The sequence below is a fragment of the Kitasatospora sp. NPDC038210 genome, from assembly GCF_055600605.1.
In genome coordinates, this window is the sequence record NZ_JBVJYK010000044.1 from 24957 (window position 1) to 39452 (window position 14496).

The 14496-nt window shown below is 70.1% G+C and carries 10 protein-coding genes and 1 pseudogene; 7 read left to right on the forward strand and 4 right to left on the reverse strand.

Annotated elements, in window-relative coordinates; genetic code table 11:
* Positions 1 to 50 precede the first annotated feature (50 nt).
* A complete protein-coding gene (locus ACZ7KX_RS40465) occupies positions 51 to 479 on the reverse strand; it encodes an OsmC family peroxiredoxin (RefSeq protein ID WP_470330941.1) in 429 nt (142 codons plus the stop codon).
* Between the two features lie 751 nt (positions 480 to 1230).
* Between ACZ7KX_RS40465 and ACZ7KX_RS40470 the strand changes: the two genes are divergently transcribed.
* The 4 genes and pseudogenes from ACZ7KX_RS40470 to ACZ7KX_RS40485 form a co-directional block, all read left to right on the forward strand.
* Positions 1231 to 2589: an MFS transporter gene (locus tag ACZ7KX_RS40470; protein WP_470330942.1), complete on the forward strand. Its 1359-nt coding sequence runs from the start codon at positions 1231 to 1233 to the stop codon at positions 2587 to 2589.
* 331 nt (positions 2590 to 2920) lie between these two features.
* On the forward strand, positions 2921 to 3337 hold the full coding sequence (locus tag ACZ7KX_RS40475) for a hypothetical protein (protein ID WP_470330943.1): 417 nt from the start codon (positions 2921 to 2923) through the stop codon (positions 3335 to 3337).
* Between the two features lie 37 nt (positions 3338 to 3374).
* Complete coding sequence (locus tag ACZ7KX_RS40480) at positions 3375 to 4391, forward strand: TAXI family TRAP transporter solute-binding subunit (protein WP_470330944.1); 1017 nt, start codon at positions 3375 to 3377, stop codon at positions 4389 to 4391.
* 100 nt (positions 4392 to 4491) lie between these two features.
* Positions 4492 to 4707: pseudogene (locus tag ACZ7KX_RS40485) on the forward strand (ISAzo13 family transposase); the annotation flags it as partial.
* Between the two features lie 168 nt (positions 4708 to 4875).
* Here the strand turns inward: ACZ7KX_RS40485 and ACZ7KX_RS40490 are convergent.
* The gene (locus ACZ7KX_RS40490) at positions 4876 to 5124 is read right to left on the reverse strand and encodes a hypothetical protein (RefSeq protein ID WP_470330945.1); all 249 of its coding nucleotides are present in this window, start codon (positions 5122 to 5124) and stop codon (positions 4876 to 4878) included.
* A 206-nt stretch (positions 5125 to 5330) separates the two neighbouring features.
* Between ACZ7KX_RS40490 and ACZ7KX_RS40495 the strand changes: the two genes are divergently transcribed.
* Entirely contained in the window at positions 5331 to 8180 is a 2850-nt protein-coding gene (locus tag ACZ7KX_RS40495) for an AfsR/SARP family transcriptional regulator (RefSeq protein WP_470330946.1), read from the forward strand.
* 137 nt (positions 8181 to 8317) lie between these two features.
* Here the strand turns inward: ACZ7KX_RS40495 and ACZ7KX_RS40500 are convergent, their stop codons facing one another.
* Together ACZ7KX_RS40500 and ACZ7KX_RS40505 are read right to left on the reverse strand one after the other, a co-directional pair.
* Positions 8318 to 8740 carry a hypothetical protein gene (locus tag ACZ7KX_RS40500; protein ID WP_470330947.1) on the reverse strand — a complete coding sequence of 141 codons (423 nt, stop codon included), beginning with the start codon at positions 8738 to 8740 and terminating at the stop codon, positions 8318 to 8320.
* Positions 8741 to 8781: 41 nt separating this feature from the next.
* Positions 8782 to 11832: an AAA family ATPase gene (locus tag ACZ7KX_RS40505; RefSeq protein ID WP_470330948.1), complete on the reverse strand. Its 3051-nt coding sequence runs from the start codon at positions 11830 to 11832 to the stop codon at positions 8782 to 8784.
* Between the two features lie 368 nt (positions 11833 to 12200).
* Here ACZ7KX_RS40505 and ACZ7KX_RS40510 point away from each other — a divergent pair, with 368 nt between their 5' ends.
* Positions 12201 to 12638 carry a DUF485 domain-containing protein gene (locus ACZ7KX_RS40510; RefSeq protein WP_470330949.1) on the forward strand — a complete coding sequence of 146 codons (438 nt, stop codon included), beginning with the start codon at positions 12201 to 12203 and terminating at the stop codon, positions 12636 to 12638.
* On the forward strand, positions 12635 to 14269 hold the full coding sequence (locus tag ACZ7KX_RS40515) for a solute symporter family protein (RefSeq protein WP_470330950.1): 1635 nt from the start codon (positions 12635 to 12637) through the stop codon (positions 14267 to 14269). Before ACZ7KX_RS40510 ends, ACZ7KX_RS40515 begins: the two co-directional genes overlap by 4 nt.
* Positions 14270 to 14496: the final 227 nt, after the last annotated feature.

Consider the following 14496-nt stretch of genomic DNA (forward strand, 5'->3'; position numbering starts at 1 on the left):
ACTCCAATACTCAATCAACTGACTATCTGGATTACAGGCTGCCGTTCGCGTCAGGCCGGCAGGCTCACGGCCAGGGTGATGGGGACGGCGGCCAGTGCCTGGCTGACCGGGCAGTTGCGCATGGCGTCCTCGGCCGCAGCGGTGAACGATTCGACCGAGACGCCCGGCACCGTGCCGCTGACGGTCAAGGCGATAACGGTGATCCCGACGCCCGGATGGAACGTCACGTCAGCTCTGGCTGCAAGGGAGAGCGGTGGCGTGCCTGCCTCGGTGAGGGCCTGCGAGAGGGTCATGCAGTAGCAGGAGGAGTGCGCGGCCGCGATCAGCTCCTCGGGGCTGGTCACCCCGCTCGACTCCTGCTCGCGGCCCCGCCGCGAGACCGGGTAGGCGGCCACACCGGAAGAGCGCAGGAACACCAGTCCTTGGCCATCCGGCAGCGCGCTCCTCCATGTGGTGGACGACGTACAGGTTGTTGCCATTCCTTCTCCTTGAACTCGGTTCGTCTCGGGGGGGCAGGCCCTCGCCACTGCCGGATACGGCTCGGACGGGTCGAGGCACGCGGAACTGCCCCCGGAGCGGCGGTGTCCGCACGCACCTCCGGGGGCTCGCGAACCGATCACATCAGACCTGCGCGAGCCCGGTCCAGAGCCGTCAACCGACGAACGAAATCCTTCGGTCCGGCTTGCCCGTCCATTCGGTGCGCGCCACGCGACACCGTGCTTCCGTTGCGAACAGCTGGGCGCGCTCTGGGTTACGGGCACGACGAGATCGGCTGCCGGCCGGTACCGAAGGGTGCGTCACGGCGGACCGAAGACTTCGGCTCAGGCGATCCGCGCCGGTTGATCGGCGACGGGTGATGTCGGACGCTGGCGGAATGAGCGCCGGGCGGAAAGCCCTGAGCTCGCGGGACGGGCGGCCTGGCGGCGCGTGGACCCATCCCGTGCCCGGCCTGCCGATTCAGCGGGCCGGCATGCGTGCTGCTTCCTCCTCCCCACGGTGCGGAGGAAGCAGCATCCCGCAGGGACCGTAGAGCGCTGCACCTGGGACCGAAGAGTTTGAGCGGACACGGGTCGCGCGCTTGAGTTTCAGTCGTCCTCGTTGGTGGACTGGTCTCTCAACCGGATGTCCCAGAGTGTTGGTCAGGACGCGGTTTCATCGACTCTCAGGTCCCTGGCATCCGCTCCTTCCGCGGGTGACGGCCTGGTTGCAAGGAAGTGCAGGAGCTCCCCAATGCCCGACGCCATGCAGGTGAGAGCAACCCGTATGCCGTGGAAGCCCGTGATAGGCGGGTCGGTCGGCAACCTCGTCGAGTGGTACGACTGGTTCGTCTACACCACCTTCGCCACCTATTTCGCCGGTGCCTTCTTCCCTCACGGCAACGCCACGGCACAACTGCTGAACACCGCCGCCATCTTCGCCGTCGGATTCTTCATGCGCCCCGTCGGAGGATGGATTCTCGGCCGGTATGCCGACCGGCGCGGCCGCAAGGCCGCGCTCACCTTGAGCGTGGCCCTGATGTCGGTCAGCGCGCTGCTCGTCGCCGTGGCCCCGACCTACCGTCAGGCCGGCAATCTCGGCGCGGGCGTACTGCTGGTGGCCCGGCTGTTGCAGGGGCTGTCCGTCGGCGGCGAGTACGCTGCCAGCGCCACCTACCTCACGGAGGCATCGCACCCGAACCGCCGGGGCTTCACGTCCAGCTTCCAGTACGTCTCCATGACGCTGGGGCAACTGTTCGGTCTCGGCCTGCAGATCATTCTGCAGCGGACCATGACCAACGCCGAGCTGCATTCCTACGGCTGGCGGATTCCCTTCCTGGTCGGCACGGTGGGTGCCGCTGTCGTCCTGTGGCTGCGGCGCAGCATGGTCGAGACGCAGGCGTACACCGACGAGGAGTCCGATGCGGGGAGTCCTGAACGTGGAACCGTACGGGAGCTGTTGCGGCACAAGCGCGAGTTCGCGCTGGTGATGGCCCTGACCATCGGCGGTACCGTGGCGTACTACACGTACACCACCTACCTGACGAAGTACCTGTCGAACACCGTCGGCCTGAGCAAGAACGACGCGTCGCTGGTCAGCTTCTGCGCTCTGTTCGTGTTCATGCTGCTGCAGCCGCTGGCCGGGGCGCTGTCGGATCGGGTGGGCAGGCGACCACTGCTGATCGCGTTCGGGATCGGATCGCTGTTCGGAACCGTGCCGCTCATGACGATGCTGTCGCACACCCGCACGTTCGGCGGCGCGCTGCTGCTCTCGTTGGCGGCGCTGGTGATCGTCACCGGCTACACGTCGATCAACGCCGCGGTGAAGGCGGAGCTGTTCCCCACCCACGTTCGCGCGCTGGGCGTCGCGCTCCCGTATGCCCTGGCCAACGCCCTGTTCGGCGGGACGGCGGAGTACGTTGCGCTCTGGTTCAAGGACGCTTCGATGGAATCGGGCTTCTACTGGTACGTTTCCGCCTGTGCGGGGATCTCCCTGGTCGTCTACCTGGCCATGCGGGAGACCGGGAAGGCGGAGCTGCCCCCCGCACAGCGACCTGCCCCTGCCGGGGGGCGCGACGGTGCCGTCGAGGCCGCCGTGGGAGGGACGGCTTGAGAGAGGCGAGCTCCTGCTACCTCGCGCCCCTTGGCCGGCGGACCAGAGTGCTGACGCTCAGGGTCTACCGGATAAGTGCCGACGGCCACCACCAGGACCTGGCTGAGAGGACTTTCTACCGCGACCCGGACGAAGATGGCACCCGCCACGCTTCCGATGATTCGTGGCCCAGCTGCGCTTGCCCGCGGCATCGCGACTGATCGGGCCTTCGCCGAGTGCAGGAGCTCCGCAGACCCGACTCGCCTGCCCGGGGCCTGTCATGACTTCAAGTCAACTAGATGCAATACCAGTGACTTTGGGTGGCTGTGGTCGTTGGGTTGGTTACTACGCCGTGCTGTCGGAAATGACCCCGCCGACGGTGCTGGCGGCCGCAGCCGCCGCCAGCACCGTCGGGAACCCCCTCGGCACCATGATGCAGACCCGGAAGTACTCGCTGTCGGCGTTCCTGGTGCCGTTTTCCTTTGTGCTGAACGACAATGGGGCCTACCCGCTGGGACAGGGACGGGTCGTCGACATTGTCTGGACGACAGCCGTCTCCTCAGTCGCGGTGGCCGTGTTGGCGGCGGCCACCGGAGGCCGCCTGCTGGGGCCCGCGACCGCGCTCGAACGCGCGCTCTGCGCGGCTGCCGCGTTCCTCCGGCTCTACCTGGAGCCCGTATCGATCGCCCTCGGCTGCGCGCTGCTCGCACTCGCCTGCGGCGTTCAACTGTTGCGCCGTCGACGACGGGTCGCGGCTGTCTCCTGCTGAACTCCCCACTGTGCCGGGTGAAAGGAAACACCCCTCGATGAAGCACATCCTCACCCAGACCCGTCGCCTGACGCGCGTCCGTCGCCGCACCGGGCGCCTGGCCGCGGTGGCTCTCGCCGTGGTCTTCACCACGGCGGGCTGCGGCGGAAAGCAGACCGACGGCTCCGCCACCCACTCCGGAGGTGCGGGTGGCAGGCTTACGATCGCGACCGGCAACACCACCGGTGTCTATTACCCGCTGGGCGGCTGCCTGGCGCAGCAGATCTCGGACCACATCCCCGGCTACCGGGCGACCGCGACGGCGACCGGCGCTTCCGTCCAGAACATCCAGGGCGTGGTCTCCGGCAGCTACGACATCGCCTTCTCGCTGCTGGACACCGCCAGCGACGCCGTCGCCGGCGCGGGCTCCTTCAGCCAGCCGCAGCCCGTGGAAGCACTGGCACGGCTCTACCTGAACTACACCCAGGTGATCGTCCGGGCGGACTCCGGCATCACCTCGGTCGCCGACATGAAGGGGAAGCGGATCTCCACCGGTTCGCCCGGCTCCGGTACGGAGGTGATCGCCCATCGGATCCTGGAGGCGGTCGGGCTGAACTACGACAAGGACGTCCAGGCGCAACGGCTCGGCCTGCCGGAGACGGTAGACGCGATGAAGGGCGGCACCGTGGACGCTCTCTTCTGGTCGGGCGGGCTGCCGACGGGAGGCATCACCGACCTCACCACCAGCCTCAAGGGGAAGGTCCGGTTCCTGGACGTCAGCCCCCAACTGGGCGCGCTGCAGCAGTACGGCCAGGTCTACCAGCCGGGCCTCATACCGGCCGCGGTCTACAAGCAGGCGGCCGACGTGCCGACCGTCGTGGTGCCCAACGTGCTGGTGGTCAAGAAGGGCTTCGACCCGGTTCTGGCCGGAAAGATCGTCGACCTGATCATCGACCGGCGTTCCGAACTGGAACACGTGAACCCGGCGGCCACGGAGATCGCTGTCGAGACCGCGGCCCTGACCGGCTCGGTTCTGCTCAACACCGGTGCCAGGCAAGCGCTGTCCGCCCGCTAAGATTCGGCGGGCCGCTAGATCCAAACGCCGTTCAGTCGGGGCTCGCAGGTCGTTAACCCGTAGTATCCCGCTCTGCGGCTCGCTGGCGTGATACGAGCGCATTGGAAAGCAACAGGTGCCGCTGTCCGCCAACTTCGAGGCGGTCTTTCCGTATCTCGGCGAGCGGCAGCGGCGTTTGTTGATGGGAGCAGAGGCCCGGTCGATCGGCCATGTTGGGATCAGGCTGGTCGCCCAGGCCACCAGTGTCCGCGACGCCACCGTGTCACTGGAGAGAAGTGCACTCGACTTCGGACAAGGCCGGTTGGGACACACTCGATCGGCCCCCGAGATGCCGACGGGGAAGCCGCGGAACCGCGGCGCCAGCCCGTGATGGACGCGCAGCGCCCCGGATCCCGCGGGCCCTGAACCCCCGCGGTCGAACGCGGGTGAGGGGCGGCGTCGCAAAGGCTCCTCCCCTCATCGGCGTCGGTGACGGGGCCGCTGGTCAACCGGCCACGGGCGGCGCCTCGGGCATGCCCTGGGCGACTGGCGCGGCCAGGTCGACGAACGCCCTGCGGGTCCGTAGCCGCAGCCGGTCGAGGCTGACCCCGGTGCCGACGGCCAGGTGCTCGTAGAAGGGCACGGGGTGCGGGCCGGTGGGGGCGCCGGGCGCAGTTGCCGGGTCGGTGCCGTCGGTGAGTACCGCGGAAAGCCCCGAGGGCGAGGAACGGGCGGCCTGCGGGTGTGTGCGCATCGGCGGGGGCCCGGACGCCGGTGGGCGACCGAGGCGACCGGATGCGTGGCATGGTCGAGGCCGGGCACGATCGTCCCGAACCGTGGACCGCCCACCCGGGCGGCGTCGTGATAGTGGGAAAATGACGGCTCGGGCTAGGCCGCCCAGCAGGTGACCACCATCGGATCCTCGGCCGAGGCCATGGATCGGAACGGTGGAACAGCAATATGGGCGGGCTGCGGATCGCGGTACTCGGGCCTCTCCGGGCATGGCGTGGTGAACGGGAACTGGATACCGGATCGGCGCAGCAGCGTGCCGTTCTGGCCGCACTGGCGCTGAGGTGCGGCCGGGTCGCTTCCTCGGACGAACTGGTGCAGGACGTCTGGGGATCGGATCCGCCGGCCAGCGCCCCCGCTGCCCTGCGCAATCACGTCTCGCGTCTGCGGGCCGCGCTGGAGACCGGATCCTCCGCGCCGGAGGTCCTGGTCTCCCGGGCCGGCGGTTACGCACTGAGGCTGGACGACCGGGCGTTGGACGTCGTCGAGGTCGAGAAGCTGGGATCCGAGGCGGAGACGGCCGCAAGCCGGGGGGACCTGGAGTCGGCCGCCCGCCTGCTAGCCCAAGCGGAGGGCCTGTGGGACGGCACACCGCTGACCGGAGTCCCCGGTGACTACGCACAGCGGCACCGCGACCGCCTCTCGGAGTACCGGCTGGTCCTGACCGAGGCGCGGCTGGATCTGGAGCTCCAGCTCGGTCGGCATACCCGGGCCGTCACCGAGCTGACCGCGCTGGCGGACGAGTACCCGCTGCGCGAGGGTCTGCGCGCGCTGCAGATGGTGGCGCTGTACCGCTGTGGCCGTCAGGGGGAGGCGCTGGCCGGGTTCGCGACGGCCAGGCGGCTTCTGGCCGAGGAACTGGGAGTCGATCCCGGACTCGATCTGGTGCGGTTGCACCAGCGCATTCTCGAAGCCGATCCGACACTGTCGGTACCGTCGGGGGTGGCATCCCCATCGGTCGGCGAGCAGGCCGAATCCGGCGGACCGGTGCGCCCGGCCTGGGCCCCTCCGGCGCAACTCCCGCCGGACGCACCCGACTTCACCGGTCGCCAGGAGGAGGTGGCGAGCGCGCGCGACGCCCTCGTCGGCGGCTCGCGAAGGCAGAGCACCGCGCCCGTCGTCTGCGTGATCCACGGCATGGGTGGTGTGGGCAAGACCGCCCTGGCCGTTCACGCCGCGCACGCCGTGCGTGACCGGTTCCCCGACGGCCAGCTCTACGCCGACCTGCGCGGGGTCGGTCGGGAGGCCGCGGACCCGTACGAGGTCCAGGAACTGTTCCTGCGGGCGCTGGGCGTCGCGCCCGGGAGCATTCCACGTGACCGCGGCGAGCGTACCTCCCTGTACCGCTCGTGGCTGGCCGATCGCGGTCTGCTCCTCCTGCTGGACAACGCGGCCGACACCACGCAGGTGAACGCTCTGCTGCCGGGCACGTCCGGGTGCGCCGTTCTGGTCACCAGCCGTACCCCGCTGATCTGCCTGCCCGCGACCAGCCGCACCGCACTGGAACCACTCAGTGAGCGGGACGCCCGGAGCCTGCTGGAACGCCTGGCGGGAGCCGACCGGTGCCGTCGGGAGCCACAGGCGGCGGCCGACCTGGTGCATGCGTGCGGCATGCTCCCGCTGGCAGTCCGTATCGTCGGCGCCCGCTTGGCGGCTCGGCCGCGCTGGTCCCTGTCGTACCTGGCGTCCCGGCTCGGCGACCGCGGACGGCGGCTCACCGAGCTGGAGACCGGGAGCCTGGCCGTGGAGCAGGTCTTCCAGCTCGGCTACTCGGCCCTGGACGCCGACCAGGCGCGGGCCTTCCGGTTGCTGGCGATTCCCGAGGCGGCCGATGTCTCGTTGGCCGCCGCAGCGGCGGCCCTGCGGTGCGAGCTGCGCGCGGCCGAGGACGTCCTGGACGACCTGGCCCATGCCGGGCTGCTGGAGCCGGGCGACCCCGGGCACTACCGTTACCACGATCTCCTGCGGCTGTTCGCCCGCCACCGGACAGTGGAGACCGATGCCCCGGAGGTACGGCAGGAGACCCTGAGCCGGACCGCCCGCTTCTACCTTTCCGGGTTGGCGGCAGCCCTGCGCGCGGAGTGGCCGCACAGTCGGCTGCCCGCCGCGGCCGACCAGCAGGACGCGCTCGGCGGTCCGGCTCTCCCGGACGACTCCAACGCGCAGGAGTGGGTGATCAACGAGCTCGGGGCCATGCTCGCCGTCGCCCGCCAGATCGTCGACCACCCCTACCGGTCGGTCTGCGCCGAGGACACCCGGACCCTGGCGAGCCTTCTGGCGCTCCTCATGCCGTACACCGACCTGTGCCTGCCCTGGCATGTGCTGGAGGTGCTGGCCCGCAAGCTGCTGGACGCCGCCGAGCGGCACGGTGAGAGCGTCGCCGCCCTCTTCTGCCGTGTCGTGGTGGCCATCGCCTGCGCGCGCACCGAACGGCACGAGGAGGCGCGCGCTCTGGCCCTGCGCGCCTGTGAAACCCCGGGCCCGCAGCAGCAGCTGCTGTCCCACCGCCTGGTGCACGTCATGGGGATGGTGGTCGCCATGCGGCCCGGTGGCCTGGACGAGGCGGTCGCGCACTTCCGCCACGGTCAGGCCCTGTCCCACCGGATCGAGGACTTCGGTGTGGCTGCGCAGTGCTCGTTCGGTCTCGTCCGGGCGCACCTGGCACTCGACCAGCCCCACGAGGCGCTGGGAGCCGCCCGGGACGCCCTCGAGAGTTGCCTCGAGGCCGAGAGTCCCGCCGGTACCGCCCTCGCCCATCGCGCCCTGGGCGAGGCGCTGGCGGCGCTCGGCCGTCACGACGAAGCCTTGGATGAGTACCGTGCGGCCATCGACCTGTGCGAGGCGCGGGGGCTTCGGACGCAGCGCGCCCACACGCTGCTGTCCTGCGCCTCGGTGCTGGCCGACGCCGGTCGGCTGGACCAGGCTGGTCCGTTCGCGGAGCGGGCGCGGGCCGCGCTCGCAGAACTCGGGGACGCCTCAGGTGAACAGCGGGCGCGAGCTCTTCTCGACCGCACCGGATAAGTGCCCTGGCCGGCGGTCCCGTTGGCTCGTCGGAAGTGACGGCGAACCGTGCCGGTGGGCTCGTAGTCGCCACAGCGTGCTGCGGCCCCGCTGTTGCCCGAGCGGGCCCCGGTGCTTTCCGGTCGGCGGTTCGCCGGTCACGGATGCGCCGCCTCGACGGCCAGTTCGGCGAGGAAACGGTCCATTTCCGGGAACCACATCCGGCAGACGCTCAGATGGACGGGCTTGGTCCCACCTGGGGGCTGGAGCCGGAAGGAGCTCCACAGAACCCCTCGTCGGACATCGCTGATTCCGGTGCGGGCCTCCTCCAGGCCGAGGGTCAGCGTCAGCCGGTCCGGCTGGCGAAAGAAGGCGCCCCTGATCCTGTGCACCAGCACGGCCCGGTCGGTGAGGGTGACGAAGTGGGTGTCCGCCGTGCCGACGCCGGTGATCAGCGCGTCGAGCAGCGGATGGTCTTCTCCCCAGACGACGGCCAGCGTCGCCACGGGACGCTCGCCCGGATCGGCCTGCCGAATGCTCCTGTCAACCGCTTCGATCATGGCCGACTTGGTCAGCGCCATGAGCCTCCCTCCGTAACCGCGAATGGTCTAGACCGATAAATCTAGGCGTCGGACGACGCGGACACCTGGCGGTCGGGACCGAGGACTTTTCCGCCGGCCGGGTTGCCGTCCGTCCGTTCGCTGCGATGGCCCTCGGAGGACGACAGTGCGTGCGCCAGCCCCGCACGGCCGTCGATGGCGAGCTTCCCGTAGACATTGGAGAGGTGGAGCTCCACGGTGCGCAGACCGACGAAAAGGTGCTGGGCGATCTCACGGTTGGTCATGCCCTGGGCGGCCAGGTTCGCGACCCGGCGTTCGGTGGCCGTCAGGGCGCCGATGCCGTGGAACGAGCGGCCGCGCGGGCGGTCGCCGACAGCCCGCAGCTCGGCGAGCGCCCGATCGGCCAGCGGGGTCGCGCCGCACTCGTGCGCGACACTGGCGGCCTTCTGCAGAAGGGGACGTGCCTCGGCCAACCGCCCGGCCTTGCGGGTGAGGACACCGCAGTCGGCCAGCGTCTGTGCGTACCGCAGGCGTGCGGGTGCTCCACCGAGGAGTTCCACGGCCTCGCGGAGCATGTTGAGCCCTTCCGGCCCCCCGACGACGGTGCCCATGGCATGCAGGGCCACCCCCACCGTCTCGGGCACACCCCAGGCACGGGCGAGGGTCAGTTCCTCCTCGGCCAGCGACCGGGCGGCCTCGCTCTGTCGCAACGCCGCATGGACCAGCGCCGCCTCGGAACGCCACGAGTGGAATGCCGGAGTGTGTAGACCTCGGCTGCAGGTCCGCTTGCCGCACAGCAGGAAGTCGGCAAGGCCCTCCTCCAGCCGTCCCTGGGCGACGCGTAGCCGGCCGCGGACCATCAGCACGTAGTCGTTGACCCAGTTGGCGTTCAGCTCACCGGACAGGTCGCCGCGTCGCAGCAGTTCCTCGGCGTCCTCATGCTTTCCCTGTCTGACCAGCGAGTCCGTCAACGTGGCGATGGCGAACACACTGAAGCTGTGGCTCGGCCCGATGCCGATCGCGGCGAGTTCCTCCAGCGCCGACATCGCGTCGTCCTGGCACTCCCGCAGCCGGCCGGTCCGGCAGTGGGCGTTGGCCCGCATGCTCATCGCGTGGACATAGCCGAGGACGGAGCCGCGAGTCTGCGCCTTCCGCATGGCAGCGTCGGCGTACTCCAATGCCAGCTCCGTCTCTCCGGCTGCCCGCAGTGAGAGTACGGCGTCGTAGTAGACCACGGAATCGTCCGCCATCGGATCGGCGCCCTGGCTCAGCGCCAGCCGTGCGAGGTGCACAGCCTCCGTCGGGGACTGGCCGACCATGACCGCGCGCAGACTCAGCAGGGCAGCCAAGTGGCGCCGTACGCGGGTGTCCGCCGCGTCGGAGATGTCCAGTTCCATCAGCCGCCGTACCACGGCCGGAGCCGGCACAGTGTTGGTCAGGACGATGTGGATGAGGTCGACCTCCAGGCACATGGCGTCGACGGAGTCTGTGTCCCGGAGGTCCTCACCGGTGCGTCTCAACGTCTCCATGGCGTCCGGGTAGCGGTCCAGCGCCAGCATTGCACCGGCCAGTCCGCGTGCGGCGACGGCCTTGTCCGCCGGATCCCGTGACAGCTCCAGGCTACGTTCGAGATTGCGGACGGCCACCGGAACGCTGGAGGAGAGTTCCAGTCTGCCCAGAGAGGTCAGCAGGTTCGCTCGCGCTTCCTCGGGAAGTTCCTCCCGCAGGGCGCGTTTCAAAAAGGCCATCGCCTCTTCCGTGTCGCCGCGCCTTCCGGCGGCCGCGGCGGCCCGGGTCAGTACCTGCGGTACCCACGGGTCACCCAACGGGCTGTGCAGGAGGTGCCCGGCCACCTGTTCCAGCTGGGCGCCCTGGGACAGCAGGAACCGAGCTGCCCGGATATGGAGGTCCATCCGCCTGCTCGGCAGAACGGCGGAGGCGACGGCGGCCGCCAGGGCGTCGTAGCAGAAGGACAGGCCTTCGTCCGTCCGGACCAGGCAATCCGCGCGCACCAACACGTGTGCGGCGTCCTCGACCTGCGGCTGCGTCAGCCCGGTGACGGCGGTCAGGAGGTCGACGGTCGGCGAGCCGCCGAGGACCGCGACCGCCTCCGCGGTCGCGGTCGTGTGCGGAGCGACGTCCTCGATCCGAGCGAGCACGGCGGGGCCCAGATCGGCCGGAACGAACTCGGTGATCCGCGGCGCCAGGTCCGCGTCGACCGGGCGCCCGGAAGCCCGGGCACCGCGCAGCAGGGCGTCCACCAGGAGGAGGTTGCCGCCGCTCGCGTCCCGGCATGCGGCGGTGAAGGACGGCGCCGGGGCCTCGCCCAGCACCTCCTCCGCCAGGGATCCGACGGCTTCGTGGGAGAGGCCTCCCAGCGTCAGGCGGTGCTGGAACAGCGGAACGGCGGCGGCGATGCCCGCCGAGTTCGAACGCGCGTCCTCGGGGCCGAGAGTGGCGATGACGACCAGAGGCAGGTCGTCGGCCCGGTGCAGTAGGTAGCGCAGCCAGCTGAGAGAAGCGGTGTCCGACCACTGGAGGTCGTCGACGGCCACCAGCAGGCGTCCCTGGGAGGTGAGTTGTGCGGCCAGTTGGGACAGGTCGCGGAGCGCGGCCGCGTCCTGTCCGGCCATCGGGTCCGACGAGCCGCTTGGGCGATGCTCCCAGGGGACGAAACGCCGGGTGCTGTCCGGAGTCCGTCCGCCGTACGGCGAGTCCGCGCCATCCGCAACCAGGCGTTCGAAGAGCTGCCGGACCACCGCGTAGCGGAGATCGCATTCGACCGGATCCGCCGATGCGGACACGACGCGGGTCGTCGCGTCCTCGCGGGCCCCGGCCAGGACGGCCCGCAGCGCCGAGGTCTTCCCGCTGCCCCAGCCACCCTGGACGAGCACGGAGACGCAGCCGTCTCCCGGAGTGGCCAGCAGCCGTTCCAGGGCTTCCGACTCGCGGTAGCGTCCGCTCGGTACGGGACCGGTTCCCGCACGGCGGAGAGCGGTCACGGCTGGGTTGGCTGGCATGTCACACCATGCTGTCTTACGGGCGGCCACAGCCTCCCGGAGGGCCTGGGGTCGCGTTGTGGGACCGGCGGCAGGTGCGGCCGGGAGCGGCAACCGGCGGGGTCCGCGGCAGGGCGCGGGCCGCCTCGACCGGCATTCTGCGGTATGTGCGTAACTTGCGCGTAAGTATCCGATAAGTGGCTCCCGCTCCGCCTTCGCTTTCGGTAGGCGCCTGGCTGACTCTTCGGTCCCCACCGTCATGTCCGATGGCCGAAACGCGCGTAGGTTCGGCGCGACAGGGTCGTGCGGTGGACGCGGTGAGACGTGAAGGTCCCGCGCTCCGAGTTCGGCCCGCGTCTGCCTTTCGCCGCCCCGCCCACCGGCCGGGGAGGCCGCTTCGCCACCTCGGTCCGGCGCCCCGCCCGCCTCCCGGTCAGATCGACCGCCAGCGGGCCGCGCCGGCCCCCTCTACGGAAAGACTCATGAACAGGCCCACTTCTCCCACCGGCAGCTCCCCGGCCGACCAGCCCGGCAGGGCCGGAACAGGCGCGGTCCCCCAGAACACGGTGTCCGCGGTCTTCGAGGAGGCGCAGAGCAGCCCGTCCTTCAGCTGGCTCCGGCGTTCTCAGCGCACGTTCGCCACCCTGGCGACGATCGCGGTCCTCAGCCTGTACCTGCTGTACGTCCTGCTGTCCAGCTATGCGCCGGGCCTCATGGACGCCAGGGTCGTCGGCCGGCTGAACGTCGCGTTCTTCCTCGGCTTGGCGCAGTTCTGCGCGACCTTCCTGACCGCGTGGCTGTACACGCGCCACGCCGACAGGCGGCGCGACCCTGTCGCCGAGCAGGTCCGGCATGACATCGAGTGGGTGCTGGCGGCCGGCCCGCACGGGCCCGGCCAGGCGACGGGGGTGTCCGCGTGATCGCTCGCACCGGACAGGTGGTGCTGGCGGCGAGTGCCGGAAGCCACGGGGACCGTTCGCTGACAGTCGGCCTCTTCCTCGTGGTGGTGGCGGCCACCCTGGGCGTCACGCTCTGGGCCGGCAGGCGGGGCAAGGGAACCACCGACTTCTACACCGGCGGGCGGTCGTTCTCGGGATTCCAGAACGGTCTCGCCATCTCCGGCGACTACATGTCGGCCGCCTCGTTCCTGGGAGTCACCGGCACCATCGCCCTCTTCGGGTACGACGGGTTCCTGTATTCCGTGGGATTCCTGGTCGCATGGGTCCTGGCACTAGTGCTGGTGGCCGAACCGCTGCGCAACACGGGGCGCTTCACCATGGCCGACGTGCTGGCGTTCCGCCTGCGTCAGGGGCCGGTGCGCACCGCTGCGGGCATCTCGACGATCGTCGTCTCCGTCGTCTACCTCCTGGCCCAGATGGTCGGCGCGGGCTCGCTGGTGGCCCTGCTGCTCGGCGTCTCCGGTGACACCGCCAAGAAGTGGATCGTCTTCGGCGTGGGCGTGCTGATGATCCTCTACGTCGTCATCGGCGGTATGAAGGGCACGACCTGGGTGCAGATCATCAAGGCCGGTCTTCTGATGGCTGGAACGCTCGTGCTGACCGTTCTGGTGATGAGCAGATTCGGCTGGAACCTCTCGGCCCTGCTGGGCGCGGCCGCCGAGGCCAGCGGCAAGGGGCAGGCGTTCCTCGAACCCGGGCTGAAGTACGGCGCCAGCTCCACCACCCGGCTGGACTTCATCAGCCTCGGCGTCGCGCTGGTGCTCGGAACCGCCGGCCTGCCGCACATCCTGGTCCGCTTCTACACGGTGCGGACCGCCAAGGCCGCGCGGACCTCGGTCAACTGGGCGATCGGCATCATCGGTGTCTTCTACCTGATGACGCTCGCGCTGGGCTTCGGCGCGGCGGCGCTGGTGGGCCACACGGCGATCAAGGCGGCCAACCCGGCAGGCACCACTGCCGCTCCCATGCTGGCCGAGATGCTCGGCGGCGGCTCCGGTTCGACCATGGGCGCTACGCTGCTGGCGCTGATCTCGGCGGTGGCCTTCGCCACGATCCTCGCGGTGGTGGCCGGGCTCACCCTCACGTCGTCCGCCTCATTCGCTCACGATCTGTTCGCCCAGGCCATGCGCAAGGGCAGGGTGAGTGAGGTGCAGGAGGTCAGGGTGGCGCGGCTCGCCGCCGTCGGGATCGGCGCACTGGCCGTCGTACTGAGCATGTTCGCGGACAAGCTCAACACCGCGGCGCTGGTGGCGCTGGCCTTCGCCATCGCGGCCTCGGCCAACCTGCCGACGATCCTGTACAGCCTCTTCTGGAAGCGGTTCAACACCACCGGTGCCGTGTGCAGCATGTACGGCGGCCTGCTCTCCTCCGTACTGCTGGTGGTCTTCTCCCCAGTCGTCTCGGGCACACCGGCATCCCTGCTGCCCCACAGCGACTTCCACTGGTTCCCGCTGGAGAACCCCGGTCTCGTCTCCATCCCGATCGGCTTCCTGCTCGGCTGGCTGGGAAGCCTCGCGTCACGCGAGACGACGGATCCGGCCAAGTACGCGGAGCTGGAGGTCCGTTCACTCACCGGCGCCGGAGCCCACTGACCCCCCCGCGGGGACTGCGGTGCCAACGCTGAACCGTGTCCGGCCGAGACCGGCCAGGCACATACCAAGGAGCATGTCTTGAGTAGTGAGATCCTGGCGAACCTCCTCAGGGAGGAGCGTCGCTTCGCCCCGCCGGCAGAGCTCGCCGCAGCGGCCAACGTCACCGCGGCCGCGTACGCGCAGGCCTCCGAGGACCGCCTGGCGTTCTGGGCCGAGCAGGCCCGCCG

Coding starts and splice junctions, on each gene's coding strand:
- ACZ7KX_RS40465 (WP_470330941.1), bottom strand. CDS start 479: ATGGCAACAACCTGTACGTCGTCCACCACATGGAGGAGCGCGCTGCCG.
- ACZ7KX_RS40470 (WP_470330942.1), top strand. CDS start 1,231: ATGCCCGACGCCATGCAGGTGAGAGCAACCCGTATGCCGTGGAAGCCC.
- ACZ7KX_RS40480 (WP_470330944.1), top strand. CDS start 3,375: ATGAAGCACATCCTCACCCAGACCCGTCGCCTGACGCGCGTCCGTCGC.
- ACZ7KX_RS40490 (WP_470330945.1), bottom strand. CDS start 5,124: ATGCGCACACACCCGCAGGCCGCCCGTTCCTCGCCCTCGGGGCTTTCC.
- ACZ7KX_RS40495 (WP_470330946.1), top strand. CDS start 5,331: ATGGGCGGGCTGCGGATCGCGGTACTCGGGCCTCTCCGGGCATGGCGT.
- ACZ7KX_RS40500 (WP_470330947.1), bottom strand. CDS start 8,740: ATGGCGCTGACCAAGTCGGCCATGATCGAAGCGGTTGACAGGAGCATT.
- ACZ7KX_RS40510 (WP_470330949.1), top strand. CDS start 12,201: ATGAACAGGCCCACTTCTCCCACCGGCAGCTCCCCGGCCGACCAGCCC.